This is a genomic window from Parabacteroides sp. FAFU027 (assembly GCF_022808675.1).
GTDB lineage: Bacteria > Bacteroidota > Bacteroidia > Bacteroidales > UBA7332 > CAXXIC01.
In genome coordinates, this window is the sequence record NZ_JAKZKV010000004.1 from 49,225 (window position 1) to 67,963 (window position 18,739).

Here is an 18,739-nt window from a genome sequence, read left to right on the forward strand (position 1 = left end):
AAATGCCCGAAGCATTTACGCTCCGGGCATTTCTTACTTATTGATGGTTTGTTTTTCCCATTCTATAATGGCGGCTTTTCGTTCAGAGCCCCAATGGTATTGGCCGATAGCTCCGGATGCCGTAATGATTCGATGACACGGTATCAGCAACGAAACCGGATTGTCACCCACCGCACTTCCTACCGCACGAAATGCGTTTGGATGCCCGACTTGAATTGAGATATTCCCATAGTTACTGACTTCACCCATCGGTACGTGGAGTAATGCCTCCCAAACCTGCATTTGGAAAGCGGTGCCTTTGATCTGTAGCGGAATTGGTTCGGGAGGAGTCTGTTTTTCATCAAAAAAGGCCAATGCTTTCTCCTGCATATCGTCCTTTTTTTCTGAAAAAGTTGCTGCCGGATAAAGGTTTTTCATCTCCTGCACCACATCCCCTTCTTTATATTCAAACCCCAGATAGCAGATGCCTTTTTCAGTAGCAGCAATTACGATTTTGCCAAATGGGGTTTCGTAAAATGAATATCGGATGGCAAGGGTAGAACAATCGTTCCGGAGTTCATCCGGAGTCATTCTGACGATTTGGAAATGATTGTATTGTAACATTTATCAGTCGCTTTAGGGATATGCTTAAAGAAAATCGTTTCTGCAAATATAAGCAACAATCATCTGAAACCTGCTGAAGGTTATCATTTTGATTCATTTAGGTAGATAATCTGGTAAAAAGGTGGTACTGATTAAACTTATAGGCAATTTTAAGCTCATATATTGTGATGCAAATTTCAGAATGTGTTCTTTTGCATCCGCAAGCCTTGAAATTGATTAACCTCACACAACGATAATACAATGAACAAAGCAAAAACTTTTCTTCTGTTTGTGCTGGTATTCACAGCCTCTGTGATGGCTCAGAAAAAAATCTCTCCTCTTGTCCGTTCGGTAGTGACTGATTTTGTCAGATACAACAAAGCAATCTATCCCGAAAAGATTTACCTGCAAACCGATAAACCGTATTACAGCGCCGGTGAGCAAATCTGGTTCAAAGGATTTCTGGTGGATGGAATTGACCACAAGCCGGTTTCCCTGAGCAACTATATTTATGTGGAACTGGTGAGCAAATCCGATACGGCAGTCCAGCGGGTCAAAGTGCGTAAAGCCAATGATTTTGCCGGTTATTTCAAACTGCCGGCTACCATGCCCGAAGGCAATTATATGCTGAGGGCATATACCAATGCAATGCGTGGTTCGGGTGAGGATTTCTTCTCCAAAAAAAATATCTACATCGGAAATACCATTGACGATGATGTGAATTGCACAATCTCCTATTCACAGCCACAAAACGGAAAAGTCATCGCTTCCATTCAATTTAAAAACAAAAACAAATACCCGATTACCGGAAAGACCGTTGTCTCTAAAGTGACCAGCGCTCCCAATGTCCGCAAGAGTTTCCAGTCGTTGACGAATGGTGAGGGAAAGGTCTCGGTCGCTATCCCGTTGGATAATCTTACAGCAAAGAAGAGTGTGGAGATTTCGGTCAATGATCCCTCTCTGAAAATCAAACGAACCTTTTTCTGCCCGCCATTTACGCAGGATTTTGATGTGCAGTTTTTCCCGGAAGGCGGGAGCCTGATTGAAAATATTCCGCAATCCGTAGCATTTAAGGCAATTGGTTCGGATGGATTGTCGGTTGAGGTGAGCGGTACGGTTTACAACAGCAAGAATGAAGAACAGGTGGAATTTGCCTCGGCATACAAAGGAATGGGTAAATTGTTGCTTTCGGCAGAACCCGGACAAACTTACTATGCCAAAGTAAAAACCGCAAGCGGACTTGAAAAGCGAGTTGAATTACCACGTGCCGTTTCTCAGGGAGTAACCATCCAGATGGGACAAAACCACAGTAAGATTGTCTATCAGATTATTAACCAGACCAATCTGCCGCTACAATCCCTTTACCTGCTGGTACATTGCCGGGGAAAGGTGCTGGTAATGCGTCAGCTGGATAGCCTATCTGTTACCGGTTTGTTTAATACAGCAGAATTGCCGAACGGGATTATTTCATTTTCAGTCATCGATTCTTTGAAAAATCATCTTTGTGAACGGGTTGCTTTTTGCAAAAATAATCTGATGCCACAAGTTTCTATGACAAGCAATAAACCGGTGTATGGTCGTCGGGAAAAGGTCGACCTTACATTTAAGGTGCTAAATAAAGAAGGCGACTCTGCTGCCGGAAATTACGCTATCAGCGTAACCGACAATAAAACTGTCGCATTAGATACCCTGTCTGACAATATCCTGAGTTCGTTACTTTTATCTTCTGATATCAAAGGTTATATCGAAGATCCGGCTTACTACTTTTCAGGCAACACACCTCAGGTTACTGAAGCGCTTGATCTGCTGATGATGACTCAGGGATGGAAACGGTTTAATACAGCCGATATCCTGAAGGGTAAATTTAAAACGCCGGAATACTACATCGAAGTAGGGCAAACCCTGAGTGGCAAAGTAGTTAATCTCATAGGAAAACCTTCTAAAAATGCCGATATATTCGTCTTTGCACCAACCATTCGTGGGATGAATTTCACCAAATCAGACAGCCTCGGGAACTATCTTCTACAAGGAATAGAATTCCCTGACAGTACACGCTTTATCCTGAAGGCAAACCGCAAAAAAGGATTACCCGGCATCGAGATTATCCCCGATAAGGAAAGTTTTCCTGCCGCGCACCTATTTATCCCCGATATGCAGACCCGTATCAAAGCCCAATTGGCAGAATACCTGGATGTGAATAAGGAAAAATATTATCTGGAAGGCGGAATGCGTGTTTACAATCTGGGTGAAGTAACGGTTGAGGGTAAACGTAAATCGACAGTGGATCAATATCCCAATGTGCCGACCAGTATGGCTGATTATACCCTTTCGGGAGAGCGGTTGGCAGAGCAAGCCGGGATGACCATCTTTGACCTTTTGGTGAGTGTTCCCGGTGTGCAGGTGAATGGTGAAAATGTATCAATACGAAACAGTCCCAATGAACCGACTTATTATCTGGATGGCGTAAAGCAGTTTGACAAAGACCAGGTTTCTTACCTGACAGCGCTGGATATCGAAAGCATCTCGGTGTTTAAAGGCGCTTCCACAGCCATGTTTGGAATGGATGGCGGTAGCGGGGTGATTTCCATTATCCTGAAAAAAGGCTACGAACGCAAAACCGAAGCCTCTCCAAGTATCGGTGTTTCCTCTCCGTTGGGATTCCAGAAACGTATGGAGTTTTATGTGCCGAAATACGACGTAGATAGTGTCAGAAACAGTAAAGCTGACGATCTACGCACTACAATATATTGGAATCCGGGTGTGAAAACTGACTCTACCGGAATGGTAAAAGTCAGCTTCTTTACCGCCGATAAAGTCAATGATTATAACGTAATTCTCGAAGGAATTACCCAAAACGGTGAGATTTGCCGTTACCGTGGGGAATTGAGAAGAGAAAGATATTGAGTTACATAGTTTAAATCCGAATGAGGCTGTAGTCTGTAATGGACGCAGCCTCATTTCTTTTTCACCGGCACCCAAATCTCCTCTTCCGATTCCGGGTCGTTGTTCTTGTATTTCTCTCCAAGCAAATCGAAATGCGGGCGGCTGTTATCCAACTCATACTCCGACGCTGGCAACCATTCGAAGAAAATATATTTGAAAAATGGCGGGAATGAAGCAATATCGCCTTTATATAAAAAGACAGCGTAAAGTCCGCCTTCAAGCGTTACCGCCTCCATATCTTCGGGAATATTACTGAAATCAGAGACTTCGACCGCAGCCCATTTTACAAATTCAGTCTCTGGCGTAAATTGGTTAAAATCAAGCGACGCATCATAAACCTGTAAGCAATAGAGCTCATTCGTCGTAACGTTCTCAATCTCTTTTCTTTGCGGCATAAAACTACACCATAACTCAAATGTCTTGTCATTTGCGATGGACATTCGGATGGATTTACCGACCAGCTTTTTTTCGGGAAGGATTTCTATACGTGGGGTCATAATTTTAGAACTTTAGTGACGCGAATTTACCCAAAATAATTCGTGTAGTATTTTATCTGTTAAGATAGGACGAAAAAACGAACAAAATAGTCGTTTGAAAGCTTTTAATGTCAACGGAGTAATTTACACAACTATGGATTATTATTTCAGCAAAACAGTCAGTACATCGTATGACGAGGCCATCCGACGTACAACAGAAGCTCTGCAGAGTGAAGGATTTGGAGTGATTTCAGAAATTAAAATGCACGATAAGCTGAAAGAGAAGCTGAATGTAGAATTTAAGAAATATACGATTTTGGGCGCTTGCAATCCACCGTTTGCATATAAAGCATTACAAGCAGAGGATAAAATCGGGACGATGTTGCCTTGTAATGTGCTGGTAATTGAACAAGCGCCCGGAGAAATAGAGATTGCAGCTGTCAATCCGATAGCTTCTATGATGGCAATTACCAATCCGGCATTGGGTGAAATCGCACAATTGGTAACCGATAAACTTCAACGGGTGATTGCCACTCTGTAGGTGACTTATCAAAAAAAACTTAAGTTAGTGCCCTTCGTGAAAGCGAGGGGTATTTTGTTTCTTTCTATTAAGGAAAAATATCTATCTTAGCGCCCGTAAATCAATCCAATACAAGTTTACACTATGCGCTATTCAACCAAATACCTCGGTAATCTGCTCCACAAATCCGGAAAGGGTTTGTATGAGTGCTGGATGATTTAGCCCTTTCTTTCCTCTTTTGGTCGTTTTTATTGGTTGACGACCTTCCCAAGCACCTGTCACAGGTGCTTTCCCTGATTCATTTTTTTCATTCTTCATTATCTTCATTTTTCAATAGAATATGAACGGTATCATTTTCGATATCAAACGCTTTGCCGTACACGATGGTCCCGGCATCCGTACCACTGTGTTTTTGAAAGGTTGTCCGTTGTCATGCCGATGGTGTCACAATCCTGAAAGCATGAGCGCAGAAATCTGCTCATTTCCCAAAACGGTTCGCATCGGGGACAAAACCTTTACCGAAGAGGAGACTATCGGTCGTGAAATCTCAGCAGCTGAACTGATGGCTGAAATCCGCAAGGAGAGAATCTTTATGGAAGAGTCCTGTGGTGGAGTGACTTTCTCGGGCGGTGAACCGTTACAGCAGCATGAGTTTTTACTTGAAATGCTACAAGCTTGTCAGGCCGAAGGAATCCATACCGCAGTCGATACTTCTGGTTTTGCTTCGTGGACGGTATTGGAAAAGGTCGCTCAATACACCGATTTGTTCCTCTATGATTTGAAGCTGATGGAGGATACGGCTCACAAACAATTCACCGGTGTTTCTAACCAACTGATTTTATTCAATTTACAACGACTACTCGCATCTGGAGCCAACGTGAGAATCCGCATTCCTTTTGTGGAAGGGGCTACTTTTACGGATAAGAATATCGATGAAACGCTGGATTTTCTAAATGCTTTGGCTATTAAACCGGAAGCAGTTGACCTTCTCCCTTACCACAACACGGCTTCACATAAATACGACCGAATGAAAATGGTGAACGAATTCAACGGGATGAAATCGTTGAATAAAGGAGAATTGACCGACGTGCGGGAACGATTCGAATCGGCAGGGTTTTCTGTGAAAATCGGGGGGTAAATTGGCACACAAATAATACGGATTTGTTGCAAATCTAAGAGACGTGGCAGGCCGCGTCTCTACGCAATTGAAAATATAAAAAAATATGACACCAAGAATAGAAAAACTTCGCGAGCAAAGCCTCAATGCCATCAATTCTATTTCGGCAGAAAGAGGGCTTCTCATTACTGAATTTTACAAAAATCATATCGCATTCGGGGATTCTATCCCGGTGCAACGGGCCAAATCGTTTGAATACATCCTTGCCAATAAGACCATCTGCATCAATGACCTCGAGCTGATTGTAGGCGAACGTGGTCCTGCTCCTAAAGCAACGCCCACCTATCCGGAGATTACGGTTCATTCGTTGCAGGACCTGGATATTCTGAATACCCGCGAAAAAGTTTGGTTTCGGGTGGATGATGAAACCCGTAAAGCATTCGAAGAGACCATTATTCCTTTCTGGAAAGGGAAATCGAACCGCGACCGCATCATGCAGGCGATGACCGGCGAATGGCACGATGCGTACGAATCCGGTATCTTTACCGAATTTATGGAGCAACGCGCTCCGGGGCATACGGTGGCCGGCTATAAGATTTTCCAAAAGGGGATGATAGATATTATTGCCGACATTGAAGAGAGTATGGCTTCGCTCGATTGGGTGAATGACCCGCAGGCATTTGACAAAATGGAAGAGCTGAAGGGGATGAAGATTGTGGCCAATGCCATCATGATGTTTGCCAATCGTCATGCCGATAAGCTGGAAGAGCTGGCGAAAGCTGAAAAGGATGAAGCACGAAAAGCGGAACTGATTGAGATGGCATGCGTTTGCCGCCGTGTACCGGCTCATGCTCCGCAGACGTTCCACGAAGTGTTGCAGCATTATTGGTTTGTGCATCTCGGAGTGGTGACGGAACTCAATCCGTGGGACTCCTTCAATCCCGGACGACTTGATCAGCACCTCTATCCGTTTTACCAAAAAGAGACGGAGGCAGGAACATTAACCCGTTACCAGGCGGTTGAACTGCTTGAGTCCTTCTGGGTGAAATTCAATAACCATCCCGCTCCTCCCAAAGTGGGTATTACAGCGTTGGAAAGCAACACCTATACCGATTTTGCCCTGATAAACCTCGGCGGTCTGAAACCGGACGGTACCGATGCAGTCAACGAAATGTCATTTATCCTGCTTGATGTGATTGAGGAGATGCGTTTGTTGCAACCCAGTTCTATGGTGCAGTTAAGCCGCCTGAATCCGGACAGCTTTATCGACCGTGCGGTGAAAATTACCAAGACCGGATTTGGTCAGCCTTCAATATTTAACACCGATGCCATTGTCAAGGAACTTACGGCACAGGGTAAAAGCGTGGAAGATGCCCGCAACGGTGGCGCCAGTGGATGCGTGGAGAGCGGCGCTTTTGGTACGGAAAGTTACATCCTGTGCGGATATTTTAACCTGCCGAAGATTCTGGAATTGATACTGCATGACGGCTTAGATACCCGCACTGGCAAACAAATCGGCCTCCACACAGGCAAGCCGGAAGCGTTCAAAACGTATGCTGACTTACTGGCCGCTTTCAAAGCTCAGGTGGAGCATTTCCTCCGAATCAAAATCATTGGCAACAACACCATCGAGAAGATATTCATGACTCATATCCCGACGCCGTTCCTTTCGCTGATTATCGACGACTGTGTGGCCAAAGGCATGGATTACATCATCGGTGGTTCGCGCTACAACACCAACTACATCCAGGGGGTGGGCATGGGAACTATTACCGATGCGCTGACTGCATTGAAGAAACATGTCTTCGAAGAACATGCCATTTCCCTGAATGATATGGTCGATATGCTGGAGAATGACTTTTCCGGTGCCGACGAATGGTTGTACAAACTGCTTTATAAAACACCGAAATACGGCAACGACGACGATGCGGCCGATGACCAACTGGTGGATGTTTTCAACATTTACCACGATGCGGTAAACGGGCATACCAGTCCGCGCGGGGCGGCATACCGCATCAATTTGCTGCCGACCACCTGTCACGTCTATTTCGGTAGCGTGATGCATGCCAGTGCCGATGGGCGCCGTAGCGGAGTCCCGGTTTCGGAAGGAATCTCACCGGTGCAGGGTGCTGACAAAAACGGCCCGACATCCGTGGTAAAATCCGCGGCCAAGATTGACCATCTGCGCACAGGCGGTACATTGCTCAACCAGAAATTCACCCCGGGCTTTTTTGAAGGTGAAACGGCTATCCGAAAAGTCTCCAGTCTGGTGCGAAGCTATTTCCGGATGGACGGTCACCATATTCAGTTTAATGTGGTGAATGCCGCTACCCTGCGCGATGCCCAGAAGCATCCGGAGAAATACCGCAACCTGATTGTGCGCGTGGCGGGCTACAGCGATTACTTCAACGACCTCGGACTCGATTTGCAAAACGAAATCATCAACCGGACTGAGCACGAAGGACTATGATTTGCACTACCTTTCCCAACGTTTCGAACTTTGGAAAAGGTGGAATCAATCCCCGTCCCAAGGTTGGGAAAGTCCCAACGAGCCCTCGGGAAAGGTTCCCAACCTTGGGAAAGTCTCCCTGAGCTAAAAAACAACGTTCCCAATGTTGGGAAAGCCTGCCTGAGTCGTAGGCAAAGAATCCCAAAGTTGGGAAACCTTGCCACAGGCTTGGGGAAAGATTCCCAACCTTGGGACGGCTTGCCTGACTTCCGGGCAGACTTTCCCAAGGTTGGGACGCATGTTTTCAACGCTGAATGGTTAATAATATCACAGAGAACTGCAGCGGATTTTACTCTGTGGTAAAGAAATAGAATTATGTTTGACAAAGAAATATACATCCAACGGCGCAAGACGCTTTGCGATAAGGTCGGGTCAGGCCTGATCCTGCTTTTGGGCAACGACGAAAGCCCGATGAACTATGCCGATAACTGCTATCATTTCCGGCAGGACAGCACATTTCTCTACTATTTCGGGATTGATTTTCCCGGATTGGCGGCGGTGATTGATGTGGAAAACCAACGGGAAATCATTTTCGGAAATGATTATAGCATCGACGATATCGTGTGGATGGGACCGCAACCGACCATTGCCGAACGGGCTTCTCAGGCTGGTGTTGTTGAAACTAAGCCATTTGCCCAAATCGAAAAAACCGTTGCTGAAACACTGAAGTCCAAGCGGAAAGTCCACTTCCTGTCTATATATCGACCGGAACATTTACTTAAATTGACAGCGTGGTTGGGAATTTCTCCGGAAAAGGTAAAGGATCAATTCTCCGTTTCTTTGGTTCGGGCAGTGGTCAGTCAGCGGGAAATTAAATCGGCAGAGGAAATTGCGGAAATCGAAAAAGCAGTCAATCTTTCCGTCGATATGCACGTGGCGGCAATGCAGCTGTCCCGTCCGGATATGACCGAGGCTCTGGTAGCTGCACGGGTACACGAAATTGCACTTGCTGCCAATGGCGAAATTTCATTTCCCATCATCGCGACCATCAATGGCCAGACGTTGCACAATCACTACCACGGAAACGAGTTGAAAAGCGGCGATTTGTTGCTGTTGGATGCCGGAGCCGAAACTTCTTTGCATTATTCCGGCGATTTATCGAGTACATTTCCGGTGGATGGGGCGTTTACCTCAATACAGAAGGAGATCTACGCCATGAGTCTTGCAGCTCACCAGGCGGCGATTGATGCACTGGCTCCGGGTGTACCTTTCCGCGAAGCCCATTGGGCGGCCTGTCGTTCCATTGCCGAAAGCATGAAATCGATCGGTCTCATGAAAGGGAATGTGGAGGAAGCGGTTGCGGCAGGGGCCCATGCACTCTTTTTCCCCTGCGGAACGGGACACATGATGGGGCTCGATGTTCACGATATGGAGAATCTTGGCGAAGTGTGGGTCGGTTACGATGGCGAGGCGAAAAGTACACAATTCGGTCTGAAATCTTTGCGCCTGGCCAAACCGATGAAACCGGGGCATGTCTTTACCATCGAGCCGGGCATCTATTTTATCCCTGAGTTGATGGATAAATGGAGAGCGGAAGGTCGTTTTAACGACTTTATCAACTGGACTAAAGTGGAAAAGTTCCGTCACTTCGGAGGTATCCGTAACGAAGAGGATTTCCTGATGACCGAAAACGGAGCCGTAAGGTTAGGCAAATCAAAACCGAAATCGATAGACGAGGTGGAAGCCATTTGCAATAAATAATTCAAGATATCAATAACCAGGGCTTTTTCGGAAAGCACCCCATAAATCTTCCATTTTAAATTATGATGAATAGTATGAACAGAGCTTGTATGCTTTCGGCACTGATGATTATTGGCGCGGGGGCGTGCGCTTTAGCACAAAACAAAGACAAGGGTAAGCTGATTGAAGTACCCAAGGGGGGATTTTACGACAGCGTTGTGTTGAAAGACCAACGTCATGTGGATGATTCCCTTAGTCAGGAACCTCCCAAAATGAAGTTTATTATGGATCAATCCGGCCTGAAATTGCCGAATAAGGTTGATTTGTACAAACGTCAGTGGGCAAATCCGCCGATTTCGCAGGGGAATGCGGGGACATGTTGGGACTTTAGCACCTCATCATTTTACGAGTCTGAAATCTACCGGATGCAGAAAAAGCAGGTGAAGCTTTCTGAAATGTATTTCGCTTATTGGGAATATGTAGGAAAAGCACGCCGGTTTGTGCAGGAAAGGGGGAAATCATTATTTGATGAGGGATCAGAAGCAAATGCCTTGTCCCGTTTGGCAAAAGAGTACGGGATGATGCCGGAGACGGAATACAAAGGTTTATTGAATGGCCGGAAATATTATTCCCACGCGGCAATGGTGAAGGAGATGAAGTCTTACCTCGAAAGCGTAAAGCAGAATAATGCCTGGAATGAAGAGGCGGTGATTGCCACAATCCGGGATATTTTGAAACATTACATGGGAGAGCCACCAGCAAAGTTTAAGGTGGATGGAAAAGAATATACTCCAATGAGCTACATGAAAAATTACCTGAAGTTTAATCCGGAGGATTATGTGGATATTCTTTCGTATAAGGAAAAGCCATTCTTGCAGAAAGTGGAATACGATGTTCCTGACAACTGGTGGCACAACCGGGATTATTACAATGTTCCGCTGGATGATTTCATGAAGGCATTGAAACAAGCAATCCGGAATGGATACACAGTGGCAATTGGCGGCGATGTGTCTGAAGCCGGATTTTCCCGTGACACGCAATGTGCCAAAATTCCCGATTTTGATATTCCATCGGCTTACATCAATGACGATGCCCGCCAGTTTCGTTTCTCCAATAAAACGACTACCGATGACCACGGCATGCACCTGGTCGGTTATGTGGAAAACTACAATGGCGATGGTAAAGACTGGTATCTGGTGAAAGATTCCGGAGCAGGCTCCAAAAACAATGATCCAAAGGCACCAGAGTTTGGCTACTACTTCTTTAGTGAAGATTATGTGAAGTTGAAGATGATGGACTTTGCCGTTCACAAAGATGCGGTGAAGGAGTTGCTGGGCAAGTTTAAGTAACTGCAATCCATTATAACAAACGAAGCCTTATTCCGTAAATGGAGTAAGGCTTCGTTTGTTTCTTGTTCATCCGATGACTTCAAGTCATTGGATGAATAGGTGTTCTTACAGTTCCAGCGCCACAACTGACTTCGCCGGAAGTATTACCGAAATGCCGGTTTTGGTGATTTTAGCACCTTTGAAAACAGCAGGAACCACTTCGTTTGGTTTGTCAAAGGTATTGTAGGAATCAATTCCTTTACCAGCAAGGATAGTGCCGTTAATTTTTGCAGACTTCAATCCGTCAAGAGCAATTTCTACTCTTTGCTCTCTGTCCGGGTCAACGTTAGCCAGCGTAATCAGGATGCCACCCTGGTCATTTTTTGAAGCCGAAGCGCTGACCGCAGGGATTTTCTTGTCGTTATATGTCAACTCTCCACACTGAATATCCAAAGGCAGATTGGTTGCATTCATGTGTCCTTTGTACATTTTGAATACATGATATGTCGGTGTCAATACCATCTTGGGACCATCGGTCAGAATCATTGCCTGTAGCACATTCACCACCTGGGCGATGTTCGTCATTTTCACCCGTTCGGTGTATTTGTTGAAAATGTTGAGGGTCAATGCAGCCACGAAAGCATCGCGCATGGTGTTTTGCTGGTAAAGGAATCCCGGATGTGAGCCCGGCTCCTGGTCCCACCAGGTACCCCATTCGTCCACCAACAAGCCGACACGTTTCTTTGGATCAATACTATCCATGATGGAGATGTGTTTTTTTACGACCTCTTCGATTTCAAGACTTTTTGCCAGGGTCCACAGGTACTCATCCCTGCTGAACTTAGTAGCAGAGCCCTTGCTTCCGCTCCACCCTTTGCAGGTATAATAGTGGAGAGAAATCCCATTCATGTGTCCGGCTGCATTTTTCATCAGCGTCTTAGTCCAGTTGTAGTCGTAGTCGCTGGCACCACTTGCAATCTTGAATAGTTTGTTGCCGTCGAATTCGCGACAGTAAGTGGAGTAACGACGATAAAGATCAGAGTAGTAGTCCGGCTTCATGCTACCGCCGCAGCCCCAGCTTTCGTTACCCACACCGAGGTATTTTACGTGCCACGGTTTTTCACGTCCGTTTTGGCGGCGGAGATTAGCCATCGGGCTGTCACCGTCGGAGGTCATATATTCCACCCATTTGGCCAGTTCTTCGACCGTACCGCTACCCACGTTTCCGCTGATATAAGGTTCACAGCCCAGCATTTCACAGAGGTTGAGGAACTCATTTGTACCGAAGCTGTTGTCTTCGACCACGCCGCCCCAGTTGTTATTGACCATTTTGGGGCGTTTCTCTTTCGGTCCGATACCGTCCATCCAGTGGTATTCGTCGGCAAAGCAGCCTCCCGGCCAACGCATTACCGGAACCTGAAGATCTTTCAGTGCATTGAATACATCGGTACGGTAGCCCTTGATATTGGGGATGTTCGATTTCTCACCCACCCAGATACCTCCATAGATGCAGGTTCCGAGGTGTTCGGCAAACTGTCCGTAGATTTCTTTCGGAATTTTGTTCTTCGCCTGGTCGGCGTGGATGGTGATTTGGGTAGGCGTGTTTTGCGCCGAAAGCGCGAGCGAGCCCATCATCATCAGAGAGAGAATGGTCTTTTTCATGTGTCAATAATGATTTTTTGTTTGGTTTTGAGTAACGTAATTGTAAACGCAAATTTAACGTTTTGTGTTTAATGCCATTTCCAAAATTAGATATTGATGAGATTTAGGCTCATTTTGACAGGATAATGACGGAGAAATGCAAGAGAGTCGCGCAGAAATGCGAGAGCGACGTCCGGAAATGCGAAAGAGTCAGGCAGAAATGGGTGAGAGGCACCCGGAAATGCTTCGGCGGTATACAGAAATGCGAGAGCGCCATCCAGAAATGCACGAGAGTCACTCAGAAATGCGAGGGAGGCGGTCAGAAATGCGTGGGAGTCACCCGGAAATGCATGGGAGGCATGCATAAATGCGAGAGCGGCGGATTATTCAAGAACAGCATCATTCTTATAAATAATCGGGCGTCAAAAACCTAACAGGTTTTCAAAACCTGTTAGGTTTGGCCTTTTGGGGCACGCCCTTCCAATTAGTCGGTTTATTTTTTATCGAGAAAACATTTCGATGAAGCCGGAGCCTTCTTTTTTACCGTGTAGATACGGGGTTTGGGCAAGTTGCCGGTTCCGTCACCCATGTAGAAGCCGAGATGAGGAGGTTGGTTGTATGCTGTATTTTGCCAGGCTACACCGAGGCGATAGACCGGGTCGTGCATCAGGGTATAGATGCGGTAATCGGTCGGAGTGGTAGTGGTGAAAATCATCAGTTGGCTTGGGTCGGCACTGTTGGTGAGGACCACCTCTTCGCGCCAGTCGCCCAGGATATCGGCGCTGATATTGGGATCATTCTTCGTACCGTTGATGGAGCGTGCCCCGTAATCCCGGAAGTTAACCAGGCGGGTTGTGCCGTCGCCGGTCCATTTATCCAGTTTGGTGCCGTCGAGCAATTCATCCTGCAGGTCACCATCCCAGTAAATGCGGAAGTTGATGGAGGGTCTGTGGTCGGAAATTTTTTTCCCTTTACAGTCAAAAACGCCTTCGTCAGCGATACTCCACATCTCAAATCCGCGGTGTTTGGGGTCAATATCGGCAGACAGGCCGCGTCCGTTGTCATTTCCGGTAAATCCACCCCAGAGAATTTTACCCGTTTGGGCATCGTGGAGTTCGTAGCCGTAAGGAGACTGGTGCTCCTCGTGTACTTCCCACACTTCGAGTCCGGGGTGATCCGGATCCAGATCTGAAAGGTGCATGGCATCGCCGTGTCCCAGTCCGGTGCTGTACAGCATTTTACCGTTATCATCAAAAGCAGACGCTCCGTAAATCACTTCATCCTTACCATCGTTATCCACATCGGCAACGCTCAGGTTGTGGTTGCCTTGACCGTACGCTCCTTTTCCTCTGGTGGTGCCTGAATCATATATCCAGCGTTTGGTCAGTTTCCCGTCTCGGAAGTCCCAGGCCGAAAGCGTCAGTCGGGTATAATATCCCCGTCCCATCACGATGCTGGGATGCACGCCATCCAGATAAGCCACACAGCCTAGGAAGCGGTCCACACGGTTACCGTATAAGTCGCCCCAGATTTCCGATGAGCCGCGCGACACTTCAAAGGGAACGGTGGCAATATTTTTACCTTTATCCCCGCTAAACACAGTGAGGTACTCCGGACCCTTGAGGATGTACCCCATTCTGGTTTTAGCCTCGGGATTGGACGTCATTTCCCGGTAATCGGCTTTGGGATCGTCATTGTTCAGCAAAACATTTGCACCTGTTCCATCGATAGTGCCGGGCGCTGTTTTGCAAACGACCTCAGCGCATCCGTCCCCGTCAAAGTCGTAGACCATAAACTGTGTATAGTGGGCTCCGGCACGGATATTCCTGCCCAGATCAATGCGCCAGAGTTGTTTGCCGTTCTGCTTGTAAGCATCGAAGTAAACATTACCGGTAAATCCGGTGTGTGAATTGTCATGAGCATTGGAGGGGTCCCACTTGACCACAATTTCATATTCCCCGTCACCATCCAAATCACCGATACTGCAATCGCCAGGGTAATAGACATAATTGCGTCCGTCCGGCGTTGTTCCTCCTTCGGGACGTTTCATCTGAATGGTTTTGTAGAATTGAGGCCAGGGATTCACGGTCTGTGAGGCCCCGGTTTCTGAGCCGTTGACCACCGCCTTAACGGTATAACGGCTGTTAACCGTACCATCCTTATCCGTAAAGTTGGTAGCTCCGTGAAGAGGGGTTTTATTTAAGAGAATATTCTCATCCCGATAAATGTTGAACTTGGTTGTAAGATCTTCGTCACCGGATATTCTCCAGCTCAGGAAGACCCCGGAATCGGTTTTTACAGCCACCAGTCCGCGGTCGAGATATTCCATCTGTCTTCTGGGTAATTCGGCACCAAAGGCCGTCATCGTCAAAAGAAGGATTGTAAACAGAAGGCCGATTCTGCTTCTGAGAAGTCGTGATTTCATGTGTCAGTATTTATTTATGGCAAATATAACTTGTTTGGTCTTTTCAAAGTTTGGCTCTTTGATGGATTACATTCTGTTTTTGACAAAAGATTGTCCGTTACAAAAAACAGGACAGCTTTTAAGACCTCGTTTTGGGAAAATGGTTTAATGAGAGGGTAAATAAAGCTCAGATCCATCGTAAAATAGTCAAAAAGGAGTACTATTAATTCAATCTTAATCCGTGTGATAATTAGTGACGGAGAATTCCGGATAATTTTCGGAACTTAGCCGGAAAGCAGCATTTTATTCGAAGATAACTCTATACAATACAATCAGATGAGAAACATTTTTCTGACCACGATGCTCTCGTTGCTGGCCGCGGGAGCATTGGCTCAAACGCCGGATTGGGAGAATCCGGAGGTGTTTGCTGTCGGCAACGAACCGACCCGCGTGACGGCCATGCCGTACAACTCCGAGTCGCTCGCCATGACTGACGAAGCAGCCAAATCGCCTTACTACCTGTCGCTTGACGGCAAGTGGAAGTTCAACTTTGTAGCCTATCCCGACCTCCGTCCGGTTGATTTTTACAAGGAGAGTTACGATGTCTCGGCGTGGAAGGAGATCAATGTGCCCTGCAACTGGGAGTTGCAGGGATACGGTTCACCGCTTTACATCAGTGCCGGATACACCTTCCCTGTCAATCCGCCGCACATCCCGCACAATGATAATCCCGTGGGTTCCTACCGTCGTGACCTGACGCTTCCTGAAAGTTGGGATGGTCGCCGCATTTTTCTGCACTTTGAAGCCGGAACTGCCGGCATGTATGTCTGGATAAACGGACAGAAAGTCGGCTACAACGAAGGAGGTAAAAGTCCGGTGGAATTTGACATCACCCCGTATGTGCGCAAAGGCAAGAATACGATTGCCTGTGAAGTGTACCGCTTTACCGACGGTTCCTATATGGAAGACCAGGACTTCTGGCGCATATCGGGATTTGAGCGTAGTATCTATCTATACAGCACAGCACCGACCCGCATCCAGGATTTCTTCGTCCATACCGATTTAGATAAACAATACAAAAATGCGGAACTCAGCATCGACTTTATCCTGCGCAATTATGCTAAAAGTTCAGCCGCCCGTTCGCTCGAAATCAAATTGATCGACAGTGCCAATAAGACGGTGCTGCAAAAGACAACCAACGTCACCATCCCTTCCGATGGCAAAGCCACTCCGGTCATTTCCACTCCGGTAAATGCCCCCAAACTCTGGACAGCTGAAACACCAAACCTTTATACGCTTTTGATTACCCTGAAAGATGAAAACGGAAAAGCGATAGAGATCACCTCTAACCGCATCGGCTTCCGCAAGGTGGAAATCAAGGACGGTCAACTGTTGGTCAACGGCAAACGCATCCTGGTGAAAGGGGTGAATATGCACGAGCACAATCAGCTGACTGGTCACAACATCACGCCGGAGATTATGCTCAACGATATCCGCCTGATGAAGCGGCTTAACATCAATACGGTCCGCAACAGCCACTACCCGCAGCCGACGTTGTGGTACAAACTGTGCGACCAGTACGGCCTTTACCTGATTGACGAAGCGAATATCGAATCGCACGGGATGGGTTACAACGACCGTTCCATTACCGCCAAGCCCGAGTGGTTTGCCGCTCACCTCGACCGCACCATCCGCCTGTTGGAGCGCGATAAAAACCATCCTTCGGTTATCGAATGGTCATTGGGTAACGAGTCGTACAACGGGGAGGCATTCAAACGGACCTACAAATGGTTGAAGGAGCGGGATAAAAGTCGTCCGGTACAGTTTGAACAGGCGCACCGCGACAGCAACACCGATATCATTTGCCCGATGTACCCGGGCATTAAGTCGATGCAGAAAGATGCAGCCAATCCGACCCTTGACCGTCCTTACATCATGTGCGAATACGCCCACGCGATGGGTAACAGCGAAGGGAACTTCCAGGAATACTGGGATCTGATTCGTACCAGCAAACATTTTCAGGGCGGCTGCATCTGGGACTGGGTGGACCAGGGCTTCCTGCGCACGGATGAGAATGGCCGCCAGTACTGGGCGTATGGTGGTGATTTCGGAGTAGGCAATAAATACTACCACAGCGAAAACTTCTGCTGCAACGGATTGGTTGCTCCAGACCGGACCCTGCATCCGCATTGTTACGAGGTGAAAAAGGTCTATCAGAATGTGCTGTTCAAGGCAAAAGATTTGAATAAAGGCATCATCACAGCGACCAACGACTTCCGTTTCGTCAACCTGAAGAGTCTCTATTATTTCAAATGGAACCTGATGAAGAACGGCAAAAAGGTAGCTGAAGGCAGATTCGATCTTGACCTTGCTCCCGAAGCATCAAAGGATGTTGCACTGAAATTCCCGACGGTAAAACCGAAATCCGGTGAAGAGTATTTCCTGCAAATATTCGGTTATACGAAGGCGGCTAACGATATGATTCCGGCAGATTTCGAACTGATCCGCGAAGAGTTTGCATTTGACCAAAACCAATATTTCGCTCCGGTGAAAGTTGCGACTGATTCATTGCCGCATTTGACTAAAGATAAAAATCACGTCACGCTGACCTTGGGTGATTACACCGCTGAATTTGATGATAACAGTTGGGCTAAAGGATTGTACGCCTACTCTTACAAAGGCAACAACCTGATTGGTGGCGGTTCTCCGGAGGTCAACTTCTGGCGTGCCCCGACCGATAACGATTTCGGTGAAGGAGCTCAACGCCGCCTGAACATCTGGCGCATGGCGGGACAAAACATCGAACTGAAGAAAGTCGAAACCGACTCTGTTCACGGGGTGGTGAAGTACCTCTACTTCTCACGCGATGCCCAGTGTGACATCACGATGACCTATTCGATGGATGCGACCGGTGCGCTCACCTGTGCATTGCAATATGCGACCGAAAACAGTAACCTGCCTGAATTACCCCGCTTCGGGATGCTCTTTACCCTGCCGGAGGAGTATGAAAACTTCACCTGGTATGGCCGCGGCCCGTGGGAAAACTACGTGGACCGCAAGCGTTCGAGCTTCGTGGGCATCTACGAAAGCAAGGTGAAAGACCAATATACGCCGTATGTGCGTCCGCAGGAAAACGGCTACAAGACCAATGTGCGCTGGCTGACGCTCACCAACGACAAAGGGTTCGGTCTGCGCGTGGATGGTCTGCAACCGATATGCACCAGTGCGCTCAACTTCCGTCCCGAAGATTTCGACCCGGGCGTGACCAAGAAACAGCAGCACATCAACGATATGAATCCACGCCGTGATGTGACGCTGGCGGTTGACCTTTTCCAGCGCGGTGTGGGCGGTCTGAACTCATGGGGCGCCCAGCCTTTCGACCAATACCGCTACTTCGGCAAGAAATACGACTATTCGTTTAAGTTGTCGGTGGTGAAGTAAGAGTTTTATTTTGTGAAAATATTGTCGGGGTGGCTTGGGTCACCCCGATTTGTTTTAAGACTTTTATTAGCTTTGCAGAAGTGGCTAAAACAGTTAAT

At 47.1% G+C, this 18,739-nt stretch carries 13 protein-coding genes; 7 read left to right on the forward strand and 6 right to left on the reverse strand.

Annotated elements, in window-relative coordinates:
- Nucleotides 1–33 precede the first annotated feature (33 nt).
- Nucleotides 34–603 (reverse strand): methylated-DNA--[protein]-cysteine S-methyltransferase, encoded by a 570-nt coding sequence (locus tag MLE17_RS07680; RefSeq protein ID WP_243348173.1) that lies wholly within the window; start codon nt 601–603, stop codon nt 34–36.
- 240 nt (nt 604–843) lie between these two features.
- On the opposite strand from MLE17_RS07680, the gene MLE17_RS07685 reads away from it, so the two are divergent.
- Nucleotides 844–3,486, forward strand: coding sequence for a TonB-dependent receptor plug domain-containing protein (locus MLE17_RS07685; protein WP_243348174.1), 2,643 nt, complete (start codon nt 844–846; stop codon nt 3,484–3,486).
- Between the two features lie 50 nt (nt 3,487–3,536).
- On the opposite strand, the gene MLE17_RS07690 is transcribed toward MLE17_RS07685, so the two are convergent.
- Nucleotides 3,537–4,022 (reverse strand): GyrI-like domain-containing protein, encoded by a 486-nt coding sequence (locus tag MLE17_RS07690; protein ID WP_243348175.1) that lies wholly within the window; start codon nt 4,020–4,022, stop codon nt 3,537–3,539.
- Between the two features lie 94 nt (nt 4,023–4,116).
- On the opposite strand from MLE17_RS07690, the gene MLE17_RS07695 reads away from it, so the two are divergent.
- Nucleotides 4,117–4,542 carry a DUF302 domain-containing protein gene (locus tag MLE17_RS07695; protein WP_243348176.1) on the forward strand — a complete coding sequence of 142 codons (426 nt, stop codon included), beginning with the start codon at nt 4,117–4,119 and terminating at the stop codon, nt 4,540–4,542.
- A 132-nt stretch (nt 4,543–4,674) separates the two neighbouring features.
- Here MLE17_RS07695 and MLE17_RS07700 read toward each other — a convergent pair whose 3' ends face one another.
- Entirely contained in the window at nt 4,675–4,839 is a 165-nt protein-coding gene (locus MLE17_RS07700; RefSeq protein WP_243348177.1) for a hypothetical protein, read from the reverse strand.
- 22 nt (nt 4,840–4,861) lie between these two features.
- On the opposite strand from MLE17_RS07700, the gene MLE17_RS07705 reads away from it, so the two are divergent.
- The 4 genes from MLE17_RS07705 to MLE17_RS07720 all read left to right on the forward strand — a co-directional run bounded on the left by MLE17_RS07705 (nt 4,862) and on the right by MLE17_RS07720 (nt 11,176).
- The gene (locus tag MLE17_RS07705; protein ID WP_243348178.1) at nt 4,862–5,659 is read left to right on the forward strand and encodes a glycyl-radical enzyme activating protein; all 798 of its coding nucleotides are present in this window, start codon (nt 4,862–4,864) and stop codon (nt 5,657–5,659) included.
- 85 nt (nt 5,660–5,744) lie between these two features.
- A complete protein-coding gene (gene hypD / locus MLE17_RS07710) occupies nt 5,745–8,108 on the forward strand; it encodes a trans-4-hydroxy-L-proline dehydratase (protein WP_243348179.1) in 2,364 nt (787 codons plus the stop codon).
- Between the two features lie 354 nt (nt 8,109–8,462).
- Nucleotides 8,463–9,848: an aminopeptidase P family protein gene (locus MLE17_RS07715; protein ID WP_243348180.1), complete on the forward strand. Its 1,386-nt coding sequence runs from the start codon at nt 8,463–8,465 to the stop codon at nt 9,846–9,848.
- A 74-nt stretch (nt 9,849–9,922) separates the two neighbouring features.
- Entirely contained in the window at nt 9,923–11,176 is a 1,254-nt protein-coding gene (locus tag MLE17_RS07720; RefSeq protein WP_243348181.1) for a C1 family peptidase, read from the forward strand.
- Nucleotides 11,177–11,281: 105 nt separating this feature from the next.
- Here MLE17_RS07720 and MLE17_RS07725 read toward each other — a convergent pair whose 3' ends face one another.
- The 3 genes from MLE17_RS07725 to MLE17_RS07735 all read right to left on the reverse strand — a co-directional run bounded on the left by MLE17_RS07725 (nt 11,282) and on the right by MLE17_RS07735 (nt 15,221).
- Nucleotides 11,282–12,817 carry an alpha-N-arabinofuranosidase gene (locus MLE17_RS07725; RefSeq protein WP_317236626.1) on the reverse strand — a complete coding sequence of 512 codons (1,536 nt, stop codon included), beginning with the start codon at nt 12,815–12,817 and terminating at the stop codon, nt 11,282–11,284.
- An 86-nt stretch (nt 12,818–12,903) separates the two neighbouring features.
- Nucleotides 12,904–13,161: a hypothetical protein gene (locus tag MLE17_RS07730; RefSeq protein WP_243348182.1), complete on the reverse strand. Its 258-nt coding sequence runs from the start codon at nt 13,159–13,161 to the stop codon at nt 12,904–12,906.
- Nucleotides 13,162–13,289: 128 nt separating this feature from the next.
- On the reverse strand, nt 13,290–15,221 hold the full coding sequence (locus MLE17_RS07735; protein ID WP_410795607.1) for a rhamnogalacturonan lyase: 1,932 nt from the start codon (nt 15,219–15,221) through the stop codon (nt 13,290–13,292).
- 315 nt (nt 15,222–15,536) lie between these two features.
- Here MLE17_RS07735 and MLE17_RS07740 point away from each other — a divergent pair, with 315 nt between their 5' ends.
- Nucleotides 15,537–18,641 carry a glycoside hydrolase family 2 TIM barrel-domain containing protein gene (locus MLE17_RS07740; protein WP_243348183.1) on the forward strand — a complete coding sequence of 1,035 codons (3,105 nt, stop codon included), beginning with the start codon at nt 15,537–15,539 and terminating at the stop codon, nt 18,639–18,641.
- The last annotated feature ends 98 nt before the right edge of the window (nt 18,642–18,739 follow it).

Bases quoted from the DNA above. Each gene is read 5' to 3' on its own strand.
- MLE17_RS07730 (WP_243348182.1), bottom strand. From the start codon at position 13,161: ATGCATGCCTCCCATGCATTTCCGGGTGACTCCCACGCATTTCTGACC.
- MLE17_RS07740 (WP_243348183.1), top strand. From the start codon at position 15,537: ATGAGAAACATTTTTCTGACCACGATGCTCTCGTTGCTGGCCGCGGGA.
- MLE17_RS07735 (WP_410795607.1), bottom strand. From the start codon at position 15,221: ATGAAATCACGACTTCTCAGAAGCAGAATCGGCCTTCTGTTTACAATC.
- MLE17_RS07715 (WP_243348180.1), top strand. From the start codon at position 8,463: ATGTTTGACAAAGAAATATACATCCAACGGCGCAAGACGCTTTGCGAT.
- MLE17_RS07680 (WP_243348173.1), bottom strand. From the start codon at position 603: ATGTTACAATACAATCATTTCCAAATCGTCAGAATGACTCCGGATGAA.
- MLE17_RS07690 (WP_243348175.1), bottom strand. From the start codon at position 4,022: ATGACCCCACGTATAGAAATCCTTCCCGAAAAAAAGCTGGTCGGTAAA.
- MLE17_RS07700 (WP_243348177.1), bottom strand. From the start codon at position 4,839: ATGAAGAATGAAAAAAATGAATCAGGGAAAGCACCTGTGACAGGTGCT.
- MLE17_RS07725 (WP_317236626.1), bottom strand. From the start codon at position 12,817: ATGAAAAAGACCATTCTCTCTCTGATGATGATGGGCTCGCTCGCGCTT.
- MLE17_RS07705 (WP_243348178.1), top strand. From the start codon at position 4,862: ATGAACGGTATCATTTTCGATATCAAACGCTTTGCCGTACACGATGGT.
- MLE17_RS07720 (WP_243348181.1), top strand. From the start codon at position 9,923: ATGAACAGAGCTTGTATGCTTTCGGCACTGATGATTATTGGCGCGGGG.
- MLE17_RS07685 (WP_243348174.1), top strand. From the start codon at position 844: ATGAACAAAGCAAAAACTTTTCTTCTGTTTGTGCTGGTATTCACAGCC.
- hypD (WP_243348179.1), top strand. From the start codon at position 5,745: ATGACACCAAGAATAGAAAAACTTCGCGAGCAAAGCCTCAATGCCATC.